The following is a 25,856-nucleotide window of genomic DNA, read 5'->3' as shown; positions in this document are numbered from 1 at the left end:
AGCGCCAGCCTGACCTGGAACAGTTCAAGTCAGACCGGCGGGGGGGCGATAGACCGCCACGCGGTCAACGATCTCAGTGGCTGCTGAGCAACGAAGCGGCGCCAGCGCCGCCGAACAGCCCCGCGCTGATGCGGTTGAACCAGCTCTGGCCCTTGCCGCTGCGCAGGTAGCGCGCGGCGCCGTGGGCACCGAGGCCGTAGGCCAGTTTGCAGAGCAGGTCCAGCACGGTCCAGGTGGCGATCATCACCAGCAGTTGCGGCAGAAACGGTTGCTCGGCGCTGAGGAACTGCGGCAGGAACGCGGCGAAAAACAGGATGTCTTTCGGATTGCTCGCGCCCAGCACGAAGGCGCGGGTGAACAGTGCACGAAAACGTGGCACGGGTGCGGCTTGCGGGACGTCGGCACCGATCGAAGGCTGGCGCGACTGTTGCCAGCTCTGCCAGGCGAGGTAGAACAGATACAGCGCGCCGACGATTTTCAGCGCGCTGAACAGTTGCTCGGAAGCGAGCAACAACGCGCCGAGCCCCAATGCCGATGCGCTGAGCAGACAGATTGATGCCGTCACACCGCCGAGAAACGCCGGGTACGAACGGCGCAATCCGTAGTTCAGGCTGTTGCTGATCATCAGCAACGACAGCGGCCCCGGAATGAGGATCACCACCAGCGCAGCGCCGCTGAACAGCAGCCAGGTTTCCAGACTCATCTTGTTGCTCCTTTTTTGTTGTGTTCATGAATGTGCAAAAGCCCCACCGGCGAGGGTGGGGCTGTCTGGAAACCGGACCGCGCAGCGCTTAGAGGAAGAGGAACTTGGCGATGAAGATCGCGCAGAGCACCCACAGGCTGACGGAAATTTCCTTGTACTTGCCGGTACCGGCCTTCAACGCCACGTAGGTGATGAAGCCCAGTGCGATGCCGTCGGCGACCGAAAAGGTCAGCGGCATCATGATCGCCGTGACGATGGCCGGAATCGCGTCGGTGGCTTCGTCCCATTCGATATGGGCCATGCCGCCCATCATCAGCATCGCGACGTAGATCAGTGCACCGGCAGTGGCATACGCGGGAATCATGCCGGCGAGCGGTGCGAAAAACATTGCCGCTATAAATAGCACACCTACGGTCACGGCGGTAAGACCAGTCCGACCACCCGCGGCCACGCCGGCAGCACTTTCCACGTAGCTGGTGACCGGCGGAACACCGACCACCGCGCCGAATACGCTGGAGGCACTGTCGGCTTTCATCGCGCGGGAGAGGTTTTCGATGCGGCCGTCTGGGTTGACCAGATTGGCGCGCTGGGCGACGCCCATCAGCGTGCCGGCAGTGTCGAACATGTGCACGAACAGGAAGGCGAGAACCACGCTGATCATGCTGACGTTGAACACGCCGGCGACGTTCATGGCCATCCAGGTCGGCGCCAGGCTCGGCGGGGCGGACATGATGCCTTGATAGTGAACGATGCCCAGGCCCCAACCGGCGAGGGTGACGGTGATGATGCTGATGAGAATGGCGCCGAAAACTTTGTGGTAGCTGAGGATCGCGATCATCAAAAAGCAGATCGCGGCGAGCAGCGGGCCGGGTTCGCGCAGCGAGCCAAGTTTGATCAGGGTCGCCGGACTATCGACGACGATGCCGGCGGTTTTCAGACCGATCAGCCCGAGAAACAGGCCGACGCCGGCGCCCATCGCAAAGCGCAGGCTGACCGGGATGCTGTTGAGCAGCCATTCGCGAATGCGCGAGAACGTCAGGATCATGAACAGCACACCGGAAACGAACACCGCGCCCAGTGCGGTTTCCCAGTTGTAGCCCATGGTCCCGACGACGGTGTAGGTGAAGAATGCGTTGAGGCCCATGCCCGGCGCCAGACCCACCGGCCAGTTCGCGTACAGGCCCATCAACAGGCAGCCCAGCGCAGCGGCGATACAGGTGGCGACGAAGGCTGCACCGTGATCGATCCCGGCATCGGCCATGATGTTCGGGTTGACGAAAATGATGTAAGCCATGGTGATGAAGGTTGTCAGACCGGCAATCAGCTCGGTCTTCACCGTGGTGCCATGCAAGCTGAGTTTAAACAGACGCTCCAGCAGGCCAGTGCGTAAGGGCGGCGAGAGATCCAGCGGCGATGCTTCGGATTTGCGGCTTTCCACAGCGGTACTCCTCAAGAGTTTTATTGTTATTTCCAGGGCCGGACCCATGAGGGGTGGCAGCGGCCCTTTGAGGCATACGCGAATTTGTTGACCATGCGGTCAGGAACTCGCACGCTGTGGATTATGCTTTTGTGTACAAATAAAGCAAATATTGTTTTTGGTTTTGTCTTCAGTTTTTCCATTGATAGGGATATATGGCCCGCACAGGCCAATGTGGGAGCCAGCCTGCTGGCGATGGGGCCGGTACAGTCAATCAACAACTGTCTGGCTTTTGCCCAGCGCCACATTCACCGCCAGCCAGCCATTCACCGCCGCCTCGCCAGCCTCGGCAAACACCCGCTCGAGTAATTTCACCTGCTCGCGGCGCAGCGCCTGCTCGAACTTTGCGCCTTCCGCTGTCAGCTCCAACAGGCGCTTACGCTTGTCGGTCTGCGACGCCACGCTGTCGACCAGATGCATTTCCTGCAACTGGCGCAGCGGCATGTTCAGCGCCTGTTTGCTCACCCCAAGCAGCGCGAGCAATTCCTTCACGCTCAGATTCGGGTAACGCGCGATGAAAAACACGATGCGCTGATGTACCCGCGACAGTCCGCGACGCTCGAGCATTTCGTCTGCCTTGGCAGTGAACGCCTGATAGCCGAAGAAAAACGCTTCCATCGCGTGTTGTTGGCTGGTCGGGTTTTTAAGGTCAAGCATGTTGACGTACTCGCTCACGTTGGCGTAATTTCAGTCAAGCAGTTTGACTTATTTTCCTCACGCCTCGCTACCGGTGACTTCCATGGCTTTTTCCGAACGTGTCACGCGCCTTAAAAGTTCTTTGATCCGCGAAATCCTTGCTGCCGCCCAGCGTTCTGAGGTGATGTCGTTTGCCGGTGGCTTGCCCGCCGAGGCCATGCTGCCGAAAGTCGAGTGGGCCGACATGCCGCTGTCGCTCGGCCAGTACGGCATGAGCGAAGGCGAACCGGCCTTGCGTGAAGCCTTGGCGGCGCAGGCGAGGGCGCTTGGGCTGGACTGTCAGGCCAGTCAGGTGCTGGTGGTCAGCGGTTCCCAGCAAACCCTCGATCTGGCGGCGAAGCTGTACATCGACAAGGGCACGGAAATTTTGCTGGAAGCGCCGACCTATCTCGCCGCGCTGCAGATTTTCCAGCTGTTCGGCGCCGATTGCCTGACCGTCGCGCAAGAGGCCGACGGCCCGAATCTGGCGCAATTGCGCCAGCGCCTGGAACAGCATCGTCCCGCATTCATCTACCTGATCCCGACCTTCCAGAACCCGTCCGCCGTACGCTACAGCGAAGCCAAGCGTGCCGCCGTCGCTGCGTTGCTCGATGAATTCGGCGTGACGCTGATCGAAGACGAACCCTACCGAGAACTGACGTTCGACGGCGCCAGCGCCAGACCGATCGCCGGCCGCTTGCAAAGCGCCAGCTGGATCTACACCGGCACCGTGTCGAAAACCCTGCTGCCGGGATTGCGCGTCGGCTATCTGATCGCCAGCCCAGACCTGTTTCCGCATCTGCTGAAACTCAAGCAATCGGCCGATCTGCACACCAACCGCATCGGCCAGTGGCAGGCGTTGCAGTGGATTGGCAGCGATAAGTACCAGCAGCATTTAAGCGAGCTGCGCGGGTTCTACCGGCAGCGGCGCGATGCCTTTCAGGCGATGCTGGAAAAGCACTTTGCTGACCTGGCCGAATGGGAGATGCCGCAGGGCGGGCTGTTTTTCTGGCTGACACTCAAGCAGCCGCTGGACACGCGAACGTTGCTCAACGATGCCTTGGCCAATGATGTGGCGTTCATGCCCGGTGAGCCGTTTTTCCCGGATCCGGATAATCACCTTGGGCATCTGCGCCTGAACTTCAGCCACATCGACCCGGCGCGGCTGGATGAAGGGCTGAAGCGATTGGCGGCGGTGATTCGGCAAGCGCAGATCGATAAAGCGGCGTGAAAAAACAAACCGGCTCGAAGGCCGGTTTATTTTTGTCCAGAATTTGTGGTGCCTGGGAAGGCCTCATCGCTGGCAAGCCAGCTCCCACAGTTTTTTTGAACGCCACAGATCAATGTGGGAGCTGGCTTGCCAGCGATGGGGCCATCAGCAACTCCGCCCAACCATCAGACCGCAGCGAAGCGCTTGTCCAGATAATCAATAATCACCTTGGACTCATACATCCAGGTCGTCTGGCCATTCTCTTCAATCCGCAGGCAAGGCACCTTGATGCGGCCGCCCTGTTCCAGCAGGGTCTGACGGTCCTGTTCGTTGTTCTTCGCATCTTTCAGCGCCACTGGCACATTCAGACGACGCAGGGCGCGACGAGTCTTCACACAAAACGGGCAGGCATGGAACTGATACAGGGTCAGGTCCCTGGCGGCGGCGTCGACTTGCGCCTGAGCCACGGCGGGGCGCTGTTTTTTGCCCGGGCGGGTGATGAAGTCGGCGAAGATAACCAGTTGGCCGAGGCCGACACGAAGCGCTTTGACGAACACGTTGAAAGCCTCACGGTGCGAATTGAGAAAGGCGCGCAGCTTACCCGATTTTTCGCGGACGAAAAAAAACCGGCGATGAAAGCCGGTTTTTTCTGCGACGGCGAATTACTTGATGAGGCTGAGGAATTCGCTGCGGGTCGCGGCGTTTTCGCGGAATTCACCGAGCATCACCGAGGTGATCATCGACGAGTTCTGCTTCTCCACGCCGCGCATCATCATGCACATGTGCTTGGCCTCGATCACCACGGCCACACCCAGCGCACCGGTCACCTGCAACACGGCATCGGCGATCTGGCGGCTGAGGTTTTCCTGAATCTGCAGGCGGCGAGCGTACATGTCGACGATCCGCGCAACCTTGGACAGGCCCAGCACCTTGCCGCTCGGGATGTAGGCCACATGCGCCTTGCCGATGAACGGCAACAGGTGGTGTTCGCACAACGAATACAGCTCGATGTCCTTGACCAGCACCATTTCGCTGTTGTCGGAGCTGAACAGGGCACCGTTGGTGACCTCTTCGAGCGTCTGTTCATAACCGCGGCAGAGGTACTGCATGGCTTTGGCGGCACGCTTTGGCGTGTCGAGCAGGCCCTCGCGGGAGACGTCCTCGCCCAGTTGGCCGAGAATCGCGGTGTAATTCTGTTCCAGGGACATGAAACTACCTGTGGGGGGATTTTCGCAAGCGGCAAGGGTACGGCGGCGGACACAACCCTGCAAGTTCGGTGTGACGCGATTATTCGTCGCGACCTTCCATCATGGTGCGTTTGAGCATCACGTAAACCGCGCCGGCGCCGCCGTGTTTCGCCTGGCAGGAACAAAAACCGAGTACCTGGGCGTGCTGGCGCAGCCAGGTGTTGACGTGGCTTTTGATCATCGGCCGCTTGCCATCGAGACGCACAGCCTTGCCGTGGGTCACGCGCACGCAGCGGATTTCAAATTTCGTCGCTTCGGCCAGAAAGGCCCAGAGGGTTTCCCGGGCCTTCTCGACGCTCATGCCATGCAGGTCGAGGCTGCCTTCGAACGGGATCTGGCCGATCTTGAGCTTGCGCATCTGACTTTCCTGCACCCCGTCGCGGGCCCACATCAGCTCGTCTTCCGGGCCGACGTCGATCACGAACTGGTCGGACAGGCCGTCGATGATGGTGGTGTTGCTGCGCACGGTGGCGGACTGGCGCAATTTGGCGATCTGCGCGCGGTCAGCCTTGGGTTTGCCGGTGTCGGCGCGGTCGTGCTTGATCGGCTTGACGCCTTGGATGGCACTTTTGAACAGGGAAAAATCGTCGTCTTGCATGTCAGCCTCCGCGAAGGGCGGCCAGTTTACCCAAGTCGAAACAAAACGGCCCGGCAAAAAGCCAGGCCGTCGGTCAGTCGTGTTTTTTCATCAGATGCGGGGACATGTTCAGTTCCCGCGATTGCCGTGCGCGACGGCGGCAACGGCGCCACAGGGCGACACCGAAATACAGAAACAGCAAGCCGACCGCCAGAATGATCGCCGAGCCCATCGGCGTGGCGTTCAAGTCACCCAGCGCCGGCGGGCGTCCGAGCAGGCTGGCCGCCCCGGCCATCGCCAGCAGCACGCCGAACGTCGCCAGAATGGCAGCGATCGCAGCGCCGAATCGAAAACGCCAGTTGCTTTGGCCTTTGGGCCGCAAGCGGCGTGCGTCAAATCCATCGGATAACTTCATTCCGACCTTCCTCAATGGGTATCGGCCCTTCGACCGGGAGTTGACCGGGTTGTTCCTGAGGCTATGGCATTTGCGGCAAATCAACGGGCTTAATGGATGAGCGGCGCCGCAAGCCACTCATCCGCGCAGATCAGATCAGGTCTTGCGTCAGGGCGAGGGTGGCGAAGTTGTCCGCCATGATCGCCATTTCGGCTTCCTGGACTTGCTCGGCCTTGAGCACGCCGCCCTTGAACGGCAGGTCGCGCGTCGCGCAGGCGTCTTCGACCAGGGTGCAGCGAAAACCCAGATTCTTCGCTGCGCGCACCGTGGTGCTGACACTGGAATGGCTCATGAAGCCGCAGACGATCAGGTCCAGCGAACCCAGGTTCTGCAGGCGGTCGAGCAATTCGGTGCCGTGAAACGCACTCGGCAGCAGTTTGCCGATGATGGTTTCGTCACCCTGTGGTTCCAGGCCGGGGATGAATTCGCCGCGCTCGCCCTGCGGGTCGAACAGGCCACCAACGGTGCCGAGATGACGCACGTGCACGATCGGCCGACCGGCGGCACGGGCTGCGGCAACCAGTTGTTTGATGTTCGCGACGGCCGCGTCCATGCCGCTCAGGGCCAGCGGGCCACTGAGATATTCTTTCTGGGCATCGATGATGACCACGGTGGCATGGCTCAGTGTGGCCGCTGCGTAACCGCGACCGCTGAGTTGAAACATCGTTTTTGGAACGGACATTCTGGGGCTCCTTGGGGTGGGGCTTTTGCGACATTGTCCTCTGGCTGAGCGCTTCTGTGAATCGCTACCATCGTAGGCGCCGTCGTTATTGGCCTGCAGCCTTGTCAAGTTACACCTTCTGTTCAATAGCTGATGCAAAAAACAGAAAACTCCTACCGTCGCCGCAGTGGTTTTCCTGCGTCGTCGTCACGCGTTTTGGCTGTTAGAATCGCCAGTCGTTTTTTCAGGAGTTCTGCCCCGTGATCACTTCCCGACTTCGTACCCTGCGCGACCATATTCGTTGGGCCGTCAGCCGCTTCCATGGGGAGGATCTGTTTTTCGGCCATGGCACCGATAATGCCTGGGACGAAGCCCGGCAACTGGTGCTGGGTGCGCTGCACCTGCCATGGGAAATCGCCGACAGCTACCTCGATTGCGCACTGGAAGACGACGAACTGGTCAACCTGCAGCGCCTGCTCAAGCGTCGCATCGAAGAACGCATTCCTACCGCGTACCTGCTGGGCGAAGCGTGGTTCTGCGGCATGTCGTTTATCGTCGATGATCGCGTGTTGATTCCGCGTTCGCCGATTGGCGAGTTGATCGAGAACCGCTTTGCACCGTGGCTCGGTAGCGAGCCGGCGCGGATTCTTGACCTGTGCACCGGTTCCGGTTGCATCGGTATCGCCTGCGCCTACGAATTCCAGAACGCCGAGGTGGTGTTGGCGGATTTGTCGTTCGAAGCGCTGGAAGTGGCTAATCAGAACATCGAGCGCCATGGCGTTGATGAACGTGTCTATACCGTGCAGGGCGATGGTTTCGATGGTTTGCCAGGGCAGCGTTTCGACCTGATCGTGTCGAATCCGCCTTACGTGGACGCGGAAGATTTCGCCGACATGCCGGACGAATATCAGCATGAGCCTGAGCTGGGCCTGGCCTGTGGCGATGATGGCTTGAACCTGGTGCGGCGCATGCTCGCCGAAGCGGCGGATCATCTGACCGAGAAGGGCTTGCTGATTGTCGAGGTCGGCAACAGCCAGGTGCACGTCGAGGCGTTGTACCCGGAAGTGGATTTTGCCTGGCTGGAATTCGCCCGCGGCGGGCATGGTGTGTTCATGCTTACGGCGGAGCAGTGCCGCGCGCATCAGGCCTTGTTCGCGTCCCGCGTTTAAGGTTGTGACAGATCGTTCCCACGCTCCGCGTGGGAATGCCTCAATGGACGCTCTGCGTCCGCTTTTGGGACGCGGAGCGTCCCGGGCTGCATTCCCACGCAGAGCGTGGGAACGATCAATCGCGGGCAAGCCCGCTCCCACAGGTTTTTGTGTGTACCGCAACATTCGGGTACGGCGCATAAGCTGTGGGAGCGTGGCTTGCCCGCGATGGGACCGCCTCGGTCTTGAATCTTTACCGGTGCGTAGCAATCCAGATCAACAGCCCCGCCTGAAACACCGCAAACGCCACCAGACAGGTAATGGTGAAACGCAGCCCGGCGTCTTCGCGCTTGAACTTGCTGACCTTTTCTTCCTGTTTTTTCAGTTTCACTTCCTGCTCGGCCAGATTCTGCTCGGCCTGCTGAAGCATCTGCGCCGCTTCAAGAATCTCGACGATCTGCAGCTTTTCGCTGTTCCAGTCGCCGAGCAGATCACCGACCTGCACAGTCTTGATACTGCCTTTGAGATGCTGGGCATCGGCGTACGCGACATCAAAACCGTGTACCCGCAAAAAGTGATCGCGACGCAGGCGCGTGTCTTCGTTCAGCGCGTCCTTGTTGTTCAGGTCCATGCCGTCGACGGTGTAGCCGGGCCAGCGTTTTTTCGCCCAGTTGATGCCCTGCGCGGCGATGAAACGGCCGATGCCGCGGTTCAGCGGTTCGATCTGCAAGCCGCTGTCGGGGCCGAAACGCACACGCTTGGTGGCGTGGTCGGCCCACACGTCGAGGACGTTCTGTTCCTTGCGCACGCGCTGGCCGGGCAGTTTGATCGCCATGCGCATCAGGCTGTGTTCTTTGCTGTGACGCTCGGCGTAACCGAATTCGACGAAGCGCAGCGGCCGGCCGCCGGTATGGCGATCGGTCTGCAGCGGCGCCAGGCGGAGCATCTTGTGGTGCTCGGCGTGAACATCCGCCCACGGCAGCTCGACCGCTGGCGGTGCGTCTTTTTCAGCGGTGGTGTCGGGTGAAGTCTGGGTATCAGTCATAACGGCGCGATCCTGTCCATGCCCTGCTTGTCACCAGCCGTTGCGCTGGCGACAAAGGCTTATCGGCCGTTTTTTCAAGGACTGGAGGGCTAACAGCGGTTAACGGGTGCGAAGTCCGTCAATAAAACCGAGGATCGCCGAACCAAGCTCGGCAGCCAGCGGCAAATTCGGGTCCTTGTACGAGGCCAATTGCCGTTTCATGTCGTTATGAACGATGCGCAGCACGTGGTTCATGCCTTCGATCACCACCAGTTGCGCATCCGGTTTGGCGGCCTTGAGCAGCTTCGCGTCTTCGGTGCCGACCTGAATATCATTGCTGCCCTGAACGATCAGCGCCGGCATCTGCAACTGCGCGAAGGCTTTGGCAGGATCCTGGCGGAACAGCGAAATCAGGTACGGCTGCACGCTCGGGCGGAAAATCACCTGCAACGGCTGCGGAACATTGTCATCGGTACGGCCGGCCTTGAGGCTGTCGAGCAGCTCATTGCTGCGCAGCATCAGCGGCGGTGGCAGGCTGCGCGCCAGTTGTTCGCGGATCACCTGATCGACCGGTCGAGCGCTGCCGGACAGGGAAATCACCGCTGCGGCATCGAGCTTTGGCGCGGCGAGGCTGGCGATCAGCGCACCTTCGCTGTGACCAAGGACGATCAGCGGGCCGAAACGCGGGTCGGCCTTGAGTTTCTGCCCCCACGCCACAGCGTCCGCCGCATAAGCCTCCACCGAAAGATTGCGCTCGTCCGGCGTCGCGGCGAGGCTCGCGGCCACTCCGCGTTTGTCGTAACGCACGCTGGCAATGTTGTGTTTGGCCAGCACCCAGGCCAAACGCTTGAGGCTGTCATTGCGCCCGCCGTCGGGGTTGTTTCCGTCACGATCGGTAGGACCGGAGCCGGAAATGATCAGGACAACCGGTACCGGGCTGTCAGACTTTGGCAGCAACAGTGAACCGAAAAGTTCGCCGCTGCCCGTAGTCAAAGTCATCGGGCGTTGCAGGACCGTCGCTTGGGCAAAGCCCGTGAACAGGGTAAGACTCAAGATCAAAACTCGCAGCATCATCACGCCATCATTCGCCAAGGTGCCGGTTGGACTCGCCAACACCGCCAAGGTTCGAGGATGAACTACTCGGTTAGCCTGCGTATACTGGCGCGCATCAAGAATTCGGGTTTGATTTCACGGAGCGTCCTGCATGTCCGGCAATACCTACGGCAAGTTGTTCACTGTCACCACCGCTGGCGAAAGCCATGGTCCGGCGTTGGTCGCCATTGTCGACGGCTGCCCGCCGGGCCTGGAGATTTCCCTGGAAGATCTGCAGCGCGACCTCGATCGCCGCAAGCCGGGGACCAGCCGCCACACCACCCAGCGCCAGGAAGCCGATGAAGTCGAAATCCTCTCGGGCGTGTTCGAAGGGCGCACCACCGGTTGCTCGATCGGCCTGCTGATCCGCAACACCGACCAGAAGTCCAAGGACTACTCGGCGATCAAGGATTTGTTCCGCCCGGCCCACGCCGACTACACCTACCATCACAAATACGGCGAACGCGACTATCGCGGCGGCGGTCGCAGCTCGGCGCGGGAAACCGCGATGCGCGTGGCGGCCGGGGCGATTGCGAAGAAATACCTGGCCAGCCAGGGCATCGTCATTCGTGGCTACATGAGCCAGCTCGGCCCGATCGAAATCCCGTTCAAGACCTGGGATTCGGTGGAAGAAAACGCCTTTTTCAGCCCTGACCCGGACAAGGTGCCGGAGCTGGAAGCCTACATGGATCAGTTGCGTCGCGATCAGGATTCGGTCGGGGCGAAGATCACCGTGGTTGCCGAAGGCGTCATGCCCGGTCTGGGTGAGCCGATCTTCGACCGTCTCGACGCCGAACTGGCTCACGCACTGATGAGCATCAACGCGGTCAAGGGCGTGGAAATCGGCGCCGGTTTCGCCTCGGTAGCCCAGCGCGGCACCGAGCACCGCGATGAAATGACCCCGGAAGGTTTCCTCAGCAACAACGCCGGCGGCATTCTCGGTGGCATTTCTTCGGGCCAGCCGATCGTCGCGCATCTGGCGTTGAAGCCGACATCGAGCATTACTACCCCGGGCCGTTCGATCGACATTCACGGCAACCCGGTCGACGTGATCACCAAGGGCCGTCACGACCCGTGCGTCGGCATCCGTGCCACCCCGATTGCCGAGGCAATGATGGCCATCGTGCTGATGGATCACCTGCTGCGCCACCGTGGGCAGAACGCCGATGTGCGCGTGAGCACTCCGGTGCTGGGTCAGCTTTGATGGCTGACTCGTCGAACGCCGCGGCCTGAGCGTGGCGGCGCTTCCGTACTGGCGGCTGTCCAGTTTCTATCTGTTCTATTTCGCCTTGCTCGGTTCGACGGCGCCGTTTCTGGCGCTGTACTTCGATCATCTCGGCTTCAGCGCGGCGCGCATCGGTGAGCTGGTGGCGATCCCAATGTTGATGCGCTGCGTGGCGCCGAACATCTGGGGCTGGCTCGGCGACTACACCGGCAGGCGTCTGGCCATCGTGCGCTTTGGCGCGGTGTGCACGCTGCTGACCTTTTCGCTGATTTTCATCAGCAAGAGCTACGCGTGGCTGGCGATGGTCATGGCCCTGCATGCGTTTTTCTGGCATGCGGTGCTGCCACAGTTCGAAGTCATCACCCTGGCGCACTTGCAGGGCCAGACTTCGCGCTACAGCCAGATCCGCCTGTGGGGCTCGATCGGTTTCATCATCACCGTGGTCGCACTGGGCCGATTGTTCGAATGGCTGAGCCTGGATATCTACCCGGCGGCTCTGGTATTGATCATGGCCGGCATCGTCCTCAGCAGCCTGTGGGTGCCGAACGCGCAGCCGCCGCAAGGCAACCGGGCGAGCGGCGAGGGCTTTCTCAAGCAGTTGCGCAATCCGGGAGTGTTGGCATTTTATGCCTGTGTGGCGCTGATGCAGATGAGCCACGGCCCGTATTACACCTTTCTGACCTTGCACCTTGAACGACTCGGTTACAGTCGCGGCGTGATCGGCATGCTATGGGCGGTGGGAGTGGTGGCCGAGGTGCTGATGTTCATGGCCATGAGCCGGATTCTGGCGCGGTTTTCCCTGCGCCAGGTGCTGATGGCGAGTTTTCTGCTGGCGGCGCTGCGTTGGGTGCTGCTGGGCACGTTCGCCGAATTTCTTTGGGTGCTGCTGTTTGCCCAGGTGCTGCACGCGGCGACGTTCGGCAGCTTTCACGCCGCTGCCATCGCGTTCGTGCAACGTAGCTTCGGCGCACGACAACAAGGCCAGGGCCAGGCGCTGTACGCAGCGCTGGCCGGCACCGGCGGTGCGCTCGGCGCGTTGTATTCCGGCTACAGCTGGAACGCCCTGGGCGCGACATTGACCTTCAGTATTGCCAGTCTCGCGGCGCTCGCCGCGGCCGTTATCATTGCCACACGTATGCAAGAGGACAGGCCATGAGCCTTACCCGTGAACAACTCGCTCAGCAAATCGTCGACGCCGGGCGCTTTCTCTATGGCCGCGGCTGGTCGCCGGCCACCAGCAGCAACTATTCGACGCGCCTGTCGCCGAGCGAAGCGCTGCTGACCGTGTCGGGCAAGCACAAGGGCCAGTTGGGCCTGGGCGATGTGCTCGCCACCGATCTCTCTGGCAACAGTCTGGAACCGGGCAAAAAGCCCTCCGCCGAAACCCTGCTGCACACCCAGCTCTACAGCTGGCGCGCGGAGATCGGCGCGGTGCTGCACACCCATTCGGTGAACGCCACGGTGCTGTCGCGCCTGACGCCGGACGACTTTATTGAGTTCGAAGACTACGAGCTGCAAAAAGCCTTCAGCGGCGTCTCGACCCACGAATCGCGGGTGCGTGTGCCGATTTTCGACAACGATCAGGACATTGCGCGCCTCGCCGCCAAGGTGCAGCCTTGGCTCGACGCCCATCCCGATTGCGTCGGCTACCTGATCCGCGGCCACGGCCTGTACACCTGGGGCGCGCAGATGAGCGACGCGCTGCGGCAGATCGAGGCCTTTGAATTTCTGTTTGAATGCGAGCTGAAAACCCGCAGCGTCATGAACCGCCAGGGCTGACTTCACCACAAGCAGCCCGTTTGCCCTGATGAAACGCACTGCCCGACCGGTCTGCAAGAGCCGGACGGCAAGGCCGATACCGAGGAATTGCCCATGAGCAGCCTGTCCGTTTACCACGTTTCCAGCCCTGAAATTCCCAACAAGGTGCTGACCCATTTCGAAGACATCGCCTCGACACTGGCCGAGCAGGGCGTGCGCTTCGACCGCTGGCAAGCCGCGGCGAAGATTCAGCCAGGCGCCACCCAGGAAGAAGTGATCAGCGCGTATAAAAAGCAGATTGACCAGTTGATGACCGAGCGTGGCTACATCACCGTCGATGTGATCAGCCTCAACAGCGATCATCCGCAAAAAGCCGAATTGCGCGCCAGGTTCCTTGAAGAACATCGGCACGGCGAAGACGAAGTCAGATTTTTCGTCGCCGGTCGCGGCTTGTTTACCCTGCACATCGACGATTACGTCTATGCGGTGCTTTGCGAGAAGAACGATCTGATCTCGGTTCCGGCAGGCACCAAGCACTGGTTCGACATGGGCGAACATCCACACTTTGTCGCGATCCGTCTGTTCAACAACCCGGAAGGCTGGGTTGCCAATTTCACCGGCGAAGACATCGCCGGCCGCTTCCCGCGTCTGGAGGATTGAGCCCGTGTCGATCAAAGCCATCCTCACCGATATCGAAGGCACCACCAGCGCGGTCAGTTTCGTCTTCGACGTGCTGTTTCCGTACGCGGCCAAACATCTGCCGGACTTCGTGCGCCAGAACGCCGAGCGTGCCGATGTCGCCGAACAGCTCGATGCCGTGCGCCGCGAGAGCAACGAGCCGAACGCGGACATTGAACGGGTTGTTGAAATCCTCCTTGGCTGGATCGCCGAAGATCGCAAGGCCACGCCGCTCAAGGCCTTGCAGGGCATGGTCTGGGCCGAGGGTTATCACGCCGGGCAGTTGAAGGGGCATGTTTACCCGGATGCCGTTGAAGCCCTGCAACGTTGGCATCAGGCCGGTTATCAACTGTTTGTTTACTCGTCCGGCTCGATACAGGCGCAGAAGCTGATATTCGGCTGCTCGGAGGCGGGGGATCTGACGCCGCTGTTCAGTGGTTACTTCGACACCACGTCAGGCGGCAAGCGCGAGGCGCAGTCTTACACCAACATCCAGCAAGCGCTGGGTGCCGAGGCGGAGGAAATCCTGTTTCTTTCGGATATCGTCGAAGAACTGGACGCTGCGCAAGCCGCTGGCCTGCAGACCTGTGGACTGGCGCGTGACGGTGGGGAGCTGGGAAGCCACATTACTGTCGATAGCTTTACTGGCATCGAACCCGAAGCCTTCTAAGAACTCACACACGGCCCAATGTGGGAGCCAGCCAGCCAGCCTGCTGGCGATAGCGGCAGATCAGCAAAACAGATGTCGCCTGACCCACCGCAATCGCCAGCAGGCTGGCTCCCACAGGGTTTTGTGGCGGACAAAAACAAACAGGCCGTGAAGCGCATGCTTCACGGCCTGTTTTTGTTTAAAGCGAATTACAGCGAGTGATACGTCGGCAGGGCAAAACGCTGCTGGCTTTGCAGCATTGCAATTTGCGGCAGCTCACTGGCTTGTTCGGCCAGGTCACGACGGATTGCACTGATCGCCCACGACAGTTGGTCGCCAGCGTGCAGTTGCTGATACGAGAGTGCGCGTTTGAAGACTTTGCCGTCGCTGCTACGCAGAGTGAGCAGGATGCCACCGTCAGGACGTGGGGCAGTGCTGACTTCGTAGTTGGAGAACAGCGATGTAAATTTTTCTTGAATCAGGCTCATGTCATCAGCTCCGTATGTACTTGAATGGCAAGCATGCATAGGAGGTTGCAGCGATTGTGCCAGCATTTATCTTTTTAAAAATCCTTTTAAAACAATGCCTTACAAGTGGTCTGATTTTTGGCTGTCGTGCAAACTGCATGAATGGCCATCGTGCATCCTGCATTTTGCGGGATTATTCCTGGCACCATGGAACCAAATGCCGGAGTGAAGATCCTCGCTGTGGCCGCACGACCGGCGGATACAAAACATTGCAAAAACCGCGTGTACAGCCCGCGAAGCGCTGACGTATTTTCAAGCTCGACCCGCGTTCGAAGGCGCCGGTTGCTTCAAGCCATGCCCGACAATAAAAACATCGGCCAGCCAAGGTCGAACGGGGAGCTTTCATGCGTCACGCGCCAAGCGACACGATTACCTGGGGCATGATGCTCCGCAAGCTGCCGATGATTGCCAAAGCCATCCCGCGGGTGGTCAAAGGCATGAAAGCGGCCAGCGTCACGGACCCGACGCAGAGCTGTGGTCTCGGCTGGACGTTCGAACAAGCGACGCTGCGCAACCCCGACGGCCCGGCATTGATGCAGGGCGATCTGCGGCTGACTTACGCGCAGGTCAATCAATGGGCCAATCGCATCGCTCACTACCTGAGCGGGCAGGGCATCGGTAAGGGCGACGTAGTGGCGGTGTTCATCGAGAACCGCCCGGAATTGCTCGTGACCATCCTGGCGCTGGCCAAGGTCGGCGCGGTCAGTGCCTTGCTCAATACCGCACAGACCCGCGATACGCTGATTCACAGCGTCAACCTGGTCGCGCCGGTGGCGATCGTGGTCGGCGAAGAATTGCTGCCTGCCTTTGCCGCCGTTCGCGAGCAAGTATCGATTGGCGCACAGCGCATCTGGTTTGTGGCCGATCAGGACACCTACAGCCATCCAGGCATCGCGCCTGAAGGCTACATCAATCTGATCAGCGCCAGCGCCGATGCCAGCAGCGAAAATCCGCCGAGCAGCCGGCAGATCTTCTGCGACGATCCGTGTTTCTACATCTACACCTCCGGCACCACCGGTTTGCCCAAGGCCGGGGTGTTCAAACATGGGCGCTGGATGCGCAGCTCTGCCAGTTTCGGCATGATCGCCCTCGACATGGGCCCTGACGATGTCGTCTATTGCACCTTGCCGCTGTACCACGCCACCGGTCTGTGCGTGTGTTGGGGTTCGGCGGTCAACGGCGCCGCGGGCTTTGCGATCCGGCGCAAGTTCAGCGCCAGTCAGTTCTGGAGCGACGTACGCCGCTACCGCGCAACCACCATCGGCTACGTCGGTGAGTTGTGCCGCTATCTGGTCGATCAACCCCTGAGTGCCGACGACAGTCGTCACGATGTACGCAAGATGATCGGCAACGGTCTGCGCCCCGGCGCATGGGCCGAGTTCAAGGGCCGTTTTGCCGTCGAGCACATCTGCGAGCTGTACGCGGCGAGCGACGGCAATATCGGCTTCACCAACGTGCTCAACTTCGACAACACCATCGGTTTCTCGCTGATGGCCTGGGAGCTGGTGGCCTACGATCACGACAGTGGCGAGCCGCTGCGCAGCGCCGATGGTTTCATGCGCAAGGTCGACAAGGGCGAGAAGGGGCTGTTGCTGGCGCGGATCGACGAAAAAGCGCCGCTGGACGGTTACACCGATCCGCAGAAGACTGCCCGGGTCGTGCTGCAAGACGTGTTCAACAAGGGTGACCGCTATTTCAACACTGGCGATCTGCTGCGCAATATTGGTTTCGGTCATGCGCAGTTTGTCGATCGTCTCGGCGACACCTATCGCTGGAAGGGCGAGAACGTCTCGACCACCGAAGTCGAAAACCTGTTGCTGCAACACCCGCATATCTCCGAGGCAGTGGCGTATGGCGTGGAGATCCACAACACCAACGGCCGCGCCGGGATGGCGGCCATCACCCCGGCGGAATCCCTGGCAACGCTGGATTTCGCCGAGCTGCTGACCTTCGCCCGCGAACGCCTGCCGTCCTATGCGGTGCCGTTGTTCTTGCGGGTCAAGGTGAAAATGGAAACCACCGGCACCTTCAAATACCAGAAAACCCGTCTCAAGAATGAAGGCTTCGACCCCGGCCAGACGGGGGGCGACCCGATTTATGCGTGGCTGCCCGGCACGCAGACGTATAGCCGAGTCACCGAGCAGGTGCTGGCGGAAATTCTCGAAGGCAAGCATCGTTATTGATTTCGGCTATCGCTGCGCTGTGGAAAAAGAGGGTGACAGTTTTCCTCTGCCTCGGGAAACTGTCGGCTTTCCGATTGACCGAAGTGGAGTTGCCCCATGTCCGACCAAAGCCGCCAGATGACCCCGGAAGAAGCCGCCGAATTCACCGAGCAGGTCTTCAACAAGGCGCGTGACGGTGATGCCGAAATGCTTGATCGTTTGGTGACGGCCGGTTTGCCGGTGAACCTGAAAAACAGCAAGGGCGACACCTTGCTGATGCTCGCCAGCTATTACGGCCACGTCGACGCCGTGAACGTGCTGCTCAAGCACAAGGCCGATCCGGAAATGCGCAATGGCAACGGCCAGAGCCCGATTGCCGGCGCCGCATTCAAAGGCGATCTGGCGGTGGTCAAAGCGTTGGTCGAAGCAGGCGCCGAGATCGAAGGTTCGTCCTTTGATGGCCGTACCGCATTGATGATGGCGGCGATGTTCAATCGCGTGGAAATCGTCGATTACCTGATCAGCAAGGGCGCCGATCCCAAGGCCAAGGATGCCAATGGCGTTACCGCGCTCGACGCAGCGCGGACCATGGGTGCCGTCGATACCACCGCGCAACTCGAGAAACTGTTGGGCTGAAATCCGCCCAGCCGGACTGTGGCGAAGCAGAGAATGCGCTATCCTTCGCGCCCCTGAAATCTCCCTTCGCCACAGGATCCGCCCTCATGAAAGCCGCACTCGTCGAACTCATCAGCAAAATCAGCTCTGGCTGCATGGGCGAGGACGAGATCCTGAAAGTCGCTGACGAAGCGGCGCAAGCCTATGCCGATGCCGACGCCTTTCTGACCGCCAACCCGGACATCAACTACGACGACACTTTCCCGATTCCGTTGGGCGAGTGGGTGGTGGTGGGCAGCCTGCCTGAAACCGTGCTGTTCCAGGCCGATACCTACGTTGACCTGTTCGCGCAAATCGTCGCCTCGTTCGGGCCTGGCGTGGATTTCAACCTCAAGCCCAAGCAACTGGCCAAGACCGAAGCCCTGACCGCGCTCAACCGCATTCAGGTGCAGATGAGCAGCCTGAACAAAGAGAACGGCGGTTACACGCTGATGAACTTCAGTCAGTTGCTCGACGACGAACTGCAAATGGTGCTGGTCTACGGCAACGACGTGCCGCGGGTACTGGAGCTGTGCGCCGAACTCGGCATCAGCGCTGCACCGGCACTCGAGGTGTTGAAGGTTGCCGTTCACGTCTGATTCGCAATAAAACGGAACCCTGCGCCGGGCCGTCTATCCTAGAAGTGCATGCCACTATTCTGGAGCGACATTATGGGTTCCACGTTCAACGGTCTGATCGGCCTGATCATCCTCGCCCTCGACATCTGGGCCATCATCAATGTGCTGAAAAGCGGCGCGTCCACCGGCATGAAAATCGTCTGGACGCTGCTGATCATCCTCCTGCCGGTGCTGGGTCTGATCATCTGGGCGATTGCCGGACCGCGGGGCAATGTGCGGGTCTGACCTGATATCAGGATCACCGCAGTACCCCTGTAGGAGTGAGCCTGCTCGCGATAGCTATTTATCAGTCAATGGTTTTTTGGCTGACAAACCGCAATCGCGAGCAGGCTCACTCCTACAAAGGATTGTGCTGCGACGGTAAAGTGAGGTTCGACCTGTCATCTTCGGCAACGTAGAATGCGCGCCTTTCCCGGGCAATCGTCCCCCACGATTGGCGCCCGCGCATTTCATCGGAGCACTTGACCATGACCGTCACCAAAACCAGCGAGTACCTGGAAACCCTCTACGAAGGCTACGGCCAGCGTTTTCGCATGGAAAAACTGCTGCACGAAGTGCGCACCGAACACCAGCATCTGGTGATTTTCCAGAACCCGCGCATGGGCCGGGTGATGGCGCTGGACGGCGTGATCCAGACTACCGAAGCCGACGAATTCATCTACCACGAAATGCTCACCCATGTGCCGATCCTCGCCCACGGTAGCGCCAAGCGTGTGCTGATCATCGGTGGCGGTGACGGCGGCATGCTGCGCGAAGTGACCAAGCACGCAGGCGTCGAGCACATCACCATGGTCGAAATCGACGGCACCGTGGTCGACATGTGCAAAGAGTTTCTGCCGAACCATTCCGCCGGCGCCTATGACGATCCACGCCTGAACCTGGTCATCGATGATGGCATGCGCTTCGTTGCCACGACCACGGAAAAATTCGACGTGATCATCTCCGACTCCACCGACCCGATCGGCCCGGGCGAAGTGCTGTTTTCGGAGAACTTCTACCAGGCCTGCCACCGCTGCCTCAACGAGGGCGGCATTCTGGTCACGCAGAACGGCACACCGTTCATGCAGATCGACGAAGTGAAGACCACCGCCGGTCGCCTCAACAGCCTGTTCCCGGACTGGCATTTCTATCAGGCGGCGGTGCCGACCTACATCGGCGGCTCGATGACCTTCGCGTGGGGCTCGACCAACCCGGCCTACCGCAAACTCAGCCGCGAAACCCTGCAACAGCGCTTCATCGGCAGCGGCATCGTCACCCGTTACTACAACCCGGAAATCCACATCGGCGCATTCGCCTTGCCGCAATACGTACTGCAGGCGATCAACAAGCCGGGCAATAACTGATTTTCAACACAGTACCCCTGTAGGAGTGAGCCTGCTCGCGATAGCTGTTTATCAGTCGATATCTATGTGACTGGCAAACCGCAATCGCGAGCAGACTCACTCCTGCAATTTGATCATCGCCCTGTGTAATCCTTTTGAACCAACTATCGCGGCAAAACGTCCAGATAGAGGTAAGCCCATCTACGGGTTGATCGAGGAGGCACTGATGCAAAAGTGGAAAGTCACTTTCGTGGATGATCATGGTGAAATCGTTGATGAAATCTTCGAACGTGAGGAATGCCCGACCGATGATGAAGCCGCCCGGCTGATAAAGGAAAGGCTCCTTCCGGTGGCTGCCCAACTGGATCTGAACGATCTGGAAGGACGCACCGCCGATGCTGGCGTTAAAAACCTCAAGACCCAGAACGGCATCGAGATCCGCAGCATCACGCCAATCTGAACACTTCCTGTCATCTCGTAAACCAGGCCTTGGCAGCGCCGCTCTCTTGCGGCTACTCTGCAAGGGAGATCAGCGAATGGATCGCTAAGGTCTGGTCTTGTCAGCTACATGCTTGTTTCCCGCATGCAACCGCAGTGTTGTCGAAGTACTTAGGCCACAGGCCCGGGGCGGGAATACGGAAAGTCTATCCATCTATGCGAGGGGGACGATTCATGAGCACAGCCTATCAAGAAGACATCAGCAGCAATGTTCTGCGCCGCATGAAAGAAGGCGGTTTCGATTTTTCCAGGTTTCATCCCATCGAGTTCTACGCCATTTTCCCGGATGAGGAGCGGGCGCGCAGGGCGGCGGGCAAATTTCGCGGTGAATCCATCAATGCCCAGGTCAGCGCGCGCGACGACGGCGCCTGGTCGCTGGAACTCAGCAAGGTCATGTACGCGACCTATGACGATATCGGTGATTTCGAGCAAGGCTTTTCCGCCGTGGTCGAACCGCTGGGCGGCATCATCGAAGGCTGGGGCGTCAAGCAGGAGGTGCGCAACCGCCACCGTTTGAACTGATCGTTTGCACGGCTTGTTGAGCAACGGCTGACCTTTGGGTCGGCCGTTGTCGTTTGTGCGCTGCGCAAACGCTGTGGCAAAACCCTGAAACAAGAATCCAAGGCAAAAAAAAGCCACCGGAGAGGGTGGCTAAAAGGGAAGAGCGATACGCGCTGAAACCCTTGAGGGCTATAGCGGGCGGGCTGCCGGAGCAGTCCAGGGCAGTTGAGCTGGCAGTTTCGCGAGCCGGTGGCCGGCGAATTTCGCAGCGAATGCGCGGATTATCCGTACGCCGCGGCGGGCAGTGAAATCAGTTCTGACTATGCTGGTGATAGGCGTTGCAATGCGTCGCAATGAAGCGGGGCAATCCTGTTGGAGCATTTGTCGCACAGGAATGGTGCGGCGTCTGCGATGTGAATATCCAACCGATTGAAATTAAAGCGTTTATGCCGATGGCACGGGCCTTGCGAAGGCCTGTATGTCCGGGTGACAAGGAGTACGGCATGATCCGCACCTATTTTGATGAGATGTACGATGCCGGCGGCCAGGTTCGCCCGCATTATCGCGAGTTCGCCCGATGGCTGGCCGATACGCCGGATGAGCTGCTGGCGCAACGGCGGCGAGAAGCCGATCTGCTGTTCCATCGTGCCGGGATTACCTTCACGCTCTATGGGGACGAGCAGGGTACCGAGCGCCTGATTCCGTTCGACACCATCCCGCGCAGCATTCCTGCCAGCGAATGGCGGATCGTCGAGCGTGGCTGCATTCAGCGGGTCAAGGCGCTGAACATGTTCCTCGCCGACCTGTACCACGAGCAGCGCATCATCAAGGCCGGGATCATTCCCGCCGAACAGGTGCTGGCCAACGAGCAATACCAGTTGGCGATGCAAGGCCTGGATCTGCACCGCGATATCTATTCGCATATTTCCGGGGTCGATCTGGTGCGCGACGGCGACGGCACGTATTACGTGCTCGAGGACAATCTGCGTACGCCGAGCGGCGTGAGCTACATGCTCGAAGACCGCAAGATGATGATGCGCCTGTTCCCGGAGCTGTTCGCCGCCCAGCGCATCGCGCCGATCGACCACTATCCCAACCTGCTGCTCGACACCCTGAAAAGCTCAAGCCCGATCGATGACCCGAGCGTGGTGGTGCTGACACCGGGGCGCTTCAACAGCGCGTTTTTCGAGCACGCGTTTCTCGCCCGGGAAATGGGCGTGGAACTGGTCGAGGGCGCGGATCTGTTCGTGCGTGACGACAAGGTGTTCATGCGCACCACCGATGGCCCGAAAGCGGTCGACGTGATCTATCGTCGCCTCGATGACGCGTTCCTCGATCCGCTGGCGTTCAACCCGGATTCGATGCTCGGCGTGCCGGGGCTGCTGTCGTCGTACCGCTCCGGCAATGTCGTGCTCGCCAATGCGATTGGCACTGGCGTGGCGGATGACAAATCGGTGTATCCGTTTGTCACCGACATGATCCGTTTCTACCTCGACGAAGAACCGATTCTGAAAAACGTGCCGACCTGGCAATGCCGCAACCCGTCTGAACTTTCCCATGTGCTGGCCAATCTTCCAGATCTGGTGGTCAAGGAAACCCAGGGCTCCGGCGGTTACGGAATGCTGGTGGGGCCGGCCGCGACGACGGCCGAAATCGACGCGTTTCGCGAGCGCATCAAAGCCAAGCCGCACGCCTACATCGCCCAGCCGACGCTGTCGCTGTCGACCTGTCCGACCTTTGTCGAAAACGGCATCGCGCCACGCCATATCGACTTGCGCCCGTTTGTCTTGTCCGGGCGCGAGACCCGGGTCGTGCCCGGGGGTTTGACCCGTGTCGCCCTGCGCGAGGGCTCCCTGGTGGTGAATTCCTCTCAGGGTGGCGGAACCAAGGACACCTGGGTGGTCGAGGATTGAAGGAAGCTTGCCATGTTAAGTAGAACTGCCTCGGATCTGTATTGGATGTCGCGTTATCTGGAGCGCGCGGAAAACCTCGCGCGCATGCTCGACATCAGTTATTCGCTGTCGCTGATGCCGCAGGACGGGCGCGGCGATGGTTTGCACGAACTGGCGATGCCGCTGCTGATCACCGGCACCCTCGATGATTACCTGGAGCGTCACGGCGCGCTGCACGCCGAACGCCTGCTGCACTTTTTCGCCCTCGACGCGGCCAACCCGGCCAGCATCTACAGCTGCCTCGGCGCTGCAAGGGCCAGTGCGCATGCGGTGCGTGGGCGGATCACGGCGGACATGTGGGAAAACATCAATGCGACCTGGCTGGAAATTCGCGGGATCGCTGAACAAGGCCTGAGCCGCTATGGCATGAGCCGTTTCTGCGAATGGATCAAGGAACGTTCGCACCTGTTTCGTGGCGCGTCCTACGGCACGATCATGCGCAACGATGCGTTTCGCTTCATTCGTCTGGGCACATTCATCGAGCGCGCGGACAACACGCTGCGCTTGCTCGATGCGCGTTATGAAATGGCCGGCGATCAGGCCGAAGCCGTTAGCGACGGCACCGCGCATGCGTATTACCAGTGGAGTGCCTTGCTGCGCGCGCTGTCGTCCTTCGAGGCCTACACCGAAATCTACCGCGATGCGCCCGGCGCCCGTCACGTTGCCGAACTGCTGCTGCTGCGCGCCGATGTGCCGCGTTCGCTGCGCGCCTGCACCGAGGAGATCGACCAGATCCTCGCGCAGCTGCCCGGTGCCAACGGGCGACCGGCGCAACGTCTGGCCGCGGAAATGGACGCGCGCCTGCGCTACACCGGCATTAACGAAATCCTCGAGGAAGGCCTGCACGCCTGGCTGACCGAATTCATCCCGCTGGTGCGCCAGTTGGGCAACGCCATTCACAGTTCCTACCTGGAGGCTGCATGAGACTCTCTATTAGCCACGAGACCACCTATCACTACGAAGATCAGGTGCGCGCGAGCATCCAGTACCTGCGTCTGACGCCCCATGACAGCGAACGTCAGCATGTGCTGAGCTGGCAGCTCGATCTGCCGCGTCCGGTGCGTGCGCAACTCGATCCGTTCGGCAATATCCTCCATGTGCTGACCATGGATGAACCGCACGAAGCGATCATCATCGGTGCGCGCGGGCAGGTTGATATCGACGAATTGCGCGAAGCCGAGCACGAGAGCCAGTCGGCGCTGCCATTCCTGCGCTTCACCCGCCTGACCGAGACGGACGAGGCGCTGCGCGCATTCGCGGAAAAATCCTGCAAGCAGCGCCGTGATCGCACCGCGCTGATCGACTTGATGCACGGCTTGAATCAGTACATGACCTACACGCCGGGTTCGACCGAAGTCGACACCAGCGCCGCCGAAGCGTTTGCCGGGCGCGCCGGCGTCTGTCAGGACCACACCCACGCGTTCCTGGCCTGTGCCCGTAGTTTGGGGGTTCCGTCACGTTATGTGTCGGGCTATCTGTACAGCGAGGATTGCGAGCATCTGGCCAGCCACGCCTGGGCGGAAGCCTGGCTGGATGACGCCTGGTACAGCTTCGACGTGACCAATCAACTGGCGCGGCCCGAGCGGCACCTGAAACTGGCGGTAGGTCTGGATTATCTGGATGCCTGCCCGGTACGCGGCATGCGCCGTGGCGGCGGGTGTGAGCAGATGCATGCGAAGGTCCTGGTATCGCCGACGCCGGTCATTTCCGTGCAGCAACAGTAACTGGTTCACGCGAACCCTCTGTAGGAGTGAGCCTGCTCGCGATAGCGATATGTCAGACACATCGATGCTGACTGACACTCCGCTATCGCGAGCAGGCTCACTCCTACAGGGAAGGGCGTCAGGGCTTAACCTTGCGTCCGGCCATGTGCTTGAGATACCCCACCAGCATCTCCAGCTCCCCATCCGGCAACACCGTCGCGGAAAACCCCGGCATCTTCGCCTGCGGCCACTGGCGCAAACTCTGCGGATCGCGGATGTAGCGCTTGAGAAAGTCCGCGCCGAAGTATTCGGCCGGGTTGTACGGAATATTCAGGTCCGGCCCGAATTGCGCGTCCCCCGCGCCGTTCAATCGGTGACAGGCCAGGCAGTTTTTCTGAAACAGCGCGAAACCCTGATTCACCGGGTCATCCGCCTTTAGTGCCGGGTCAGGCAGTAGGGCAGGGAAGCGCTCGGCCACGGGAGCCATGCGCTTGATGCTCGCCACTTCGAATGGCCATTGTTCGGGGCTGATAAGGCCTTTCTGCGGATCGCTCCAGACCAGATAGAACGGTCCGGCACTGTGTTTGCCTTCTCCTAGCGGTGGCCATGGCTGTGCCGGGTCTTCGATGGCCAGCCACGCTCGCGCGCCGTCACGGTTGAGCAGCGGTGCTGCGGCCAACTCAGCGGCAAAGCCGTCCAGCGCCACCGCTTGCAGATGATCCTGCGGCTTGATGCCGGTTAGCAACGCGGCCATGGGCACGACGCGATAAGTCATGTCCCTTTTGTAGGACACATCGTCTTTGATCGTCAGGGTTTGCACTTGAGGATGCTTGAGCAATTCCTCGGTCTGCCAGGTGCGCGCGGTTGCGCCCAACTGCAGATCAAGCTGAGCGGCTGACAACTGCGTGCTGAGCAGCAGCGCCCCGAACACAATGAACGCTTTCAAATGATCGCCATCCCTGTCGTGGAAAGGCGCAAAGATTGGCACAGCCACGCGGGCCCGGATAGCGGGCCAGTCATCTTTTCACTGGCGATTGATCGCACCTGCCGCTTGATTCAGCCAATGACCTTGGTCAGATTCGGTAAAATCAACAACAGCGTCGTGGCAAAAAGAATGAGCCCTGCTTGACGTACTTTCGGTTGTTTGAACATGGCTTGACCGCCTTTATTGTTATTTCCTGATGCCTGCCTGCATATCCATGACGGCACGCGCTGCACTTCCTGTTGAAGAACGCCGGCCTCGGCAAAACCCGACGACCATGACGTACATCTTCTACATTAGGGCCCATGCGGACCGTGGCTTAGATCCATTTCATATGTC

At 60.2% G+C, this 25,856-nt stretch carries 29 protein-coding genes; 17 read left to right on the top strand and 12 right to left on the bottom strand.

Annotated features, from left to right (window positions below; all coding sequences use genetic code 11):
- Nucleotides 1-73: 73 nt before the first annotated feature.
- The 3 genes from J3P93_RS18900 to J3P93_RS18890 form a co-directional block, all read right to left on the bottom strand.
- Nucleotides 74-703: a LysE family translocator gene (locus J3P93_RS18900; RefSeq protein WP_434590650.1), complete on the bottom strand. Its 630-nt coding sequence runs from the start codon at nucleotides 701-703 to the stop codon at nucleotides 74-76.
- A gap of 88 nt (nucleotides 704-791) precedes the next feature.
- Nucleotides 792-2,141 carry an NCS2 family permease gene (locus J3P93_RS18895; RefSeq protein ID WP_434590647.1) on the bottom strand — a complete coding sequence of 450 codons (1,350 nt, stop codon included), beginning with the start codon at nucleotides 2,139-2,141 and terminating at the stop codon, nucleotides 792-794.
- A gap of 249 nt (nucleotides 2,142-2,390) precedes the next feature.
- The gene (locus J3P93_RS18890; RefSeq protein ID WP_434590644.1) at nucleotides 2,391-2,837 is read right to left on the bottom strand and encodes a MarR family winged helix-turn-helix transcriptional regulator; all 447 of its coding nucleotides are present in this window, start codon (nucleotides 2,835-2,837) and stop codon (nucleotides 2,391-2,393) included.
- Nucleotides 2,838-2,919: 82 nt separating this feature from the next.
- Here J3P93_RS18890 and J3P93_RS18885 point away from each other — a divergent pair, with 82 nt between their 5' ends.
- Nucleotides 2,920-4,086 carry a PLP-dependent aminotransferase family protein gene (locus J3P93_RS18885; RefSeq protein WP_434590641.1) on the top strand — a complete coding sequence of 389 codons (1,167 nt, stop codon included), beginning with the start codon at nucleotides 2,920-2,922 and terminating at the stop codon, nucleotides 4,084-4,086.
- 164 nt (nucleotides 4,087-4,250) lie between these two features.
- Here the strand turns inward: J3P93_RS18885 and J3P93_RS18880 are convergent, their stop codons facing one another.
- From J3P93_RS18880 to J3P93_RS18860, 5 genes are all read right to left on the bottom strand, one after another.
- The gene (locus tag J3P93_RS18880) at nucleotides 4,251-4,622 is read right to left on the bottom strand and encodes a glutathione S-transferase N-terminal domain-containing protein (protein ID WP_434590638.1); all 372 of its coding nucleotides are present in this window, start codon (nucleotides 4,620-4,622) and stop codon (nucleotides 4,251-4,253) included.
- Nucleotides 4,623-4,727: 105 nt separating this feature from the next.
- Entirely contained in the window at nucleotides 4,728-5,273 is a 546-nt protein-coding gene (folE, locus tag J3P93_RS18875) for a GTP cyclohydrolase I FolE (RefSeq protein ID WP_003236739.1), read from the bottom strand.
- A 79-nt stretch (nucleotides 5,274-5,352) separates the two neighbouring features.
- Nucleotides 5,353-5,910, bottom strand: coding sequence for a Smr/MutS family protein (locus J3P93_RS18870; RefSeq protein WP_090282501.1), 558 nt, complete (start codon nucleotides 5,908-5,910; stop codon nucleotides 5,353-5,355).
- A gap of 73 nt (nucleotides 5,911-5,983) precedes the next feature.
- Complete coding sequence (locus J3P93_RS18865; RefSeq protein WP_007914024.1) at nucleotides 5,984-6,304, bottom strand: hypothetical protein; 321 nt, start codon at nucleotides 6,302-6,304, stop codon at nucleotides 5,984-5,986.
- Between the two features lie 130 nt (nucleotides 6,305-6,434).
- The gene (locus J3P93_RS18860) at nucleotides 6,435-7,025 is read right to left on the bottom strand and encodes a cysteine hydrolase family protein (RefSeq protein ID WP_090282502.1); all 591 of its coding nucleotides are present in this window, start codon (nucleotides 7,023-7,025) and stop codon (nucleotides 6,435-6,437) included.
- A 239-nt stretch (nucleotides 7,026-7,264) separates the two neighbouring features.
- On the opposite strand from J3P93_RS18860, the gene prmB reads away from it, so the two are divergent.
- The gene (gene prmB / locus J3P93_RS18855; RefSeq protein ID WP_332761782.1) at nucleotides 7,265-8,173 is read left to right on the top strand and encodes a 50S ribosomal protein L3 N(5)-glutamine methyltransferase; all 909 of its coding nucleotides are present in this window, start codon (nucleotides 7,265-7,267) and stop codon (nucleotides 8,171-8,173) included.
- Nucleotides 8,174-8,405: 232 nt separating this feature from the next.
- Here the strand turns inward: prmB and J3P93_RS18850 are convergent, their stop codons facing one another.
- Both J3P93_RS18850 and J3P93_RS18845 read right to left on the bottom strand, forming a co-directional pair.
- The gene (locus tag J3P93_RS18850) at nucleotides 8,406-9,197 is read right to left on the bottom strand and encodes a hypothetical protein (protein WP_434590632.1); all 792 of its coding nucleotides are present in this window, start codon (nucleotides 9,195-9,197) and stop codon (nucleotides 8,406-8,408) included.
- Nucleotides 9,198-9,296: 99 nt separating this feature from the next.
- Nucleotides 9,297-10,250, bottom strand: coding sequence for an alpha/beta hydrolase (locus J3P93_RS18845; protein ID WP_434590629.1), 954 nt, complete (start codon nucleotides 10,248-10,250; stop codon nucleotides 9,297-9,299).
- A gap of 130 nt (nucleotides 10,251-10,380) precedes the next feature.
- Between J3P93_RS18845 and aroC the strand changes: the two genes are divergently transcribed.
- The 5 genes from aroC to mtnC all read left to right on the top strand — a co-directional run bounded on the left by aroC (nucleotide 10,381) and on the right by mtnC (nucleotide 14,599).
- Nucleotides 10,381-11,472, top strand: a complete 1,092-nt coding sequence (gene aroC, locus J3P93_RS18840) for a chorismate synthase (protein WP_077571784.1) — start codon at nucleotides 10,381-10,383, stop codon at nucleotides 11,470-11,472.
- A gap of 31 nt (nucleotides 11,473-11,503) precedes the next feature.
- A complete protein-coding gene (locus J3P93_RS18835) occupies nucleotides 11,504-12,649 on the top strand; it encodes an MFS transporter (RefSeq protein WP_434590626.1) in 1,146 nt (381 codons plus the stop codon).
- Nucleotides 12,646-13,272 (top strand): methylthioribulose 1-phosphate dehydratase, encoded by a 627-nt coding sequence (locus J3P93_RS18830; protein ID WP_434590624.1) that lies wholly within the window; start codon nucleotides 12,646-12,648, stop codon nucleotides 13,270-13,272. Before J3P93_RS18835 ends, J3P93_RS18830 begins: the two co-directional genes overlap by 4 nt.
- Nucleotides 13,273-13,365: 93 nt before the next feature.
- The gene (locus J3P93_RS18825; protein ID WP_434590622.1) at nucleotides 13,366-13,911 is read left to right on the top strand and encodes a 1,2-dihydroxy-3-keto-5-methylthiopentene dioxygenase; all 546 of its coding nucleotides are present in this window, start codon (nucleotides 13,366-13,368) and stop codon (nucleotides 13,909-13,911) included.
- A 4-nt stretch (nucleotides 13,912-13,915) separates the two neighbouring features.
- A complete protein-coding gene (gene mtnC, locus J3P93_RS18820) occupies nucleotides 13,916-14,599 on the top strand; it encodes an acireductone synthase (RefSeq protein ID WP_434590620.1) in 684 nt (227 codons plus the stop codon).
- A gap of 188 nt (nucleotides 14,600-14,787) precedes the next feature.
- On the opposite strand, the gene J3P93_RS18815 is transcribed toward mtnC, so the two are convergent.
- Nucleotides 14,788-15,066, bottom strand: a complete 279-nt coding sequence (locus J3P93_RS18815) for a DUF3509 domain-containing protein (RefSeq protein ID WP_016773780.1) — start codon at nucleotides 15,064-15,066, stop codon at nucleotides 14,788-14,790.
- A 383-nt stretch (nucleotides 15,067-15,449) separates the two neighbouring features.
- On the opposite strand from J3P93_RS18815, the gene J3P93_RS18810 reads away from it, so the two are divergent.
- From J3P93_RS18810 to J3P93_RS18765, 10 genes are all read left to right on the top strand, one after another.
- Nucleotides 15,450-17,288: a long-chain-acyl-CoA synthetase gene (locus tag J3P93_RS18810; RefSeq protein WP_434590616.1), complete on the top strand. Its 1,839-nt coding sequence runs from the start codon at nucleotides 15,450-15,452 to the stop codon at nucleotides 17,286-17,288.
- A gap of 96 nt (nucleotides 17,289-17,384) precedes the next feature.
- On the top strand, nucleotides 17,385-17,903 hold the full coding sequence (locus tag J3P93_RS18805) for an ankyrin repeat domain-containing protein (RefSeq protein WP_203421344.1): 519 nt from the start codon (nucleotides 17,385-17,387) through the stop codon (nucleotides 17,901-17,903).
- A gap of 86 nt (nucleotides 17,904-17,989) precedes the next feature.
- The gene (locus tag J3P93_RS18800) at nucleotides 17,990-18,520 is read left to right on the top strand and encodes a hypothetical protein (RefSeq protein ID WP_434590614.1); all 531 of its coding nucleotides are present in this window, start codon (nucleotides 17,990-17,992) and stop codon (nucleotides 18,518-18,520) included.
- Between the two features lie 72 nt (nucleotides 18,521-18,592).
- Nucleotides 18,593-18,784, top strand: a complete 192-nt coding sequence (locus J3P93_RS18795) for a PLDc N-terminal domain-containing protein (protein WP_203421346.1) — start codon at nucleotides 18,593-18,595, stop codon at nucleotides 18,782-18,784.
- Between the two features lie 242 nt (nucleotides 18,785-19,026).
- Complete coding sequence (speE, locus tag J3P93_RS18790) at nucleotides 19,027-19,902, top strand: polyamine aminopropyltransferase (protein ID WP_090282513.1); 876 nt, start codon at nucleotides 19,027-19,029, stop codon at nucleotides 19,900-19,902.
- A gap of 205 nt (nucleotides 19,903-20,107) precedes the next feature.
- Nucleotides 20,108-20,341 carry a hypothetical protein gene (locus J3P93_RS18785; protein ID WP_093103157.1) on the top strand — a complete coding sequence of 78 codons (234 nt, stop codon included), beginning with the start codon at nucleotides 20,108-20,110 and terminating at the stop codon, nucleotides 20,339-20,341.
- Between the two features lie 212 nt (nucleotides 20,342-20,553).
- Nucleotides 20,554-20,901: a ribonuclease E inhibitor RraB gene (locus J3P93_RS18780; protein ID WP_007960698.1), complete on the top strand. Its 348-nt coding sequence runs from the start codon at nucleotides 20,554-20,556 to the stop codon at nucleotides 20,899-20,901.
- Nucleotides 20,902-21,383: 482 nt separating this feature from the next.
- Entirely contained in the window at nucleotides 21,384-22,793 is a 1,410-nt protein-coding gene (locus tag J3P93_RS18775) for a circularly permuted type 2 ATP-grasp protein (RefSeq protein ID WP_103303811.1), read from the top strand.
- 12 nt (nucleotides 22,794-22,805) lie between these two features.
- The gene (locus tag J3P93_RS18770; protein WP_007914063.1) at nucleotides 22,806-23,756 is read left to right on the top strand and encodes an alpha-E domain-containing protein; all 951 of its coding nucleotides are present in this window, start codon (nucleotides 22,806-22,808) and stop codon (nucleotides 23,754-23,756) included.
- Entirely contained in the window at nucleotides 23,753-24,556 is an 804-nt protein-coding gene (locus J3P93_RS18765; protein ID WP_434590607.1) for a transglutaminase family protein, read from the top strand. Before J3P93_RS18770 ends, J3P93_RS18765 begins: the two co-directional genes overlap by 4 nt.
- A gap of 118 nt (nucleotides 24,557-24,674) precedes the next feature.
- On the opposite strand, the gene J3P93_RS18760 is transcribed toward J3P93_RS18765, so the two are convergent.
- Complete coding sequence (locus J3P93_RS18760; protein ID WP_434590604.1) at nucleotides 24,675-25,481, bottom strand: c-type cytochrome; 807 nt, start codon at nucleotides 25,479-25,481, stop codon at nucleotides 24,675-24,677.
- Nucleotides 25,482-25,856 lie beyond the last annotated feature (375 nt).

The sequence above is a fragment of the Pseudomonas sp. R3-57 genome, from assembly GCF_051132065.1.
Taxonomy (GTDB): Bacteria; Pseudomonadota; Gammaproteobacteria; order Pseudomonadales; family Pseudomonadaceae; genus Aquipseudomonas.
The sequence above is the reverse complement of the archived record's forward strand: the minus strand, read 5'-3'. Positions and strand labels throughout refer to the sequence as shown.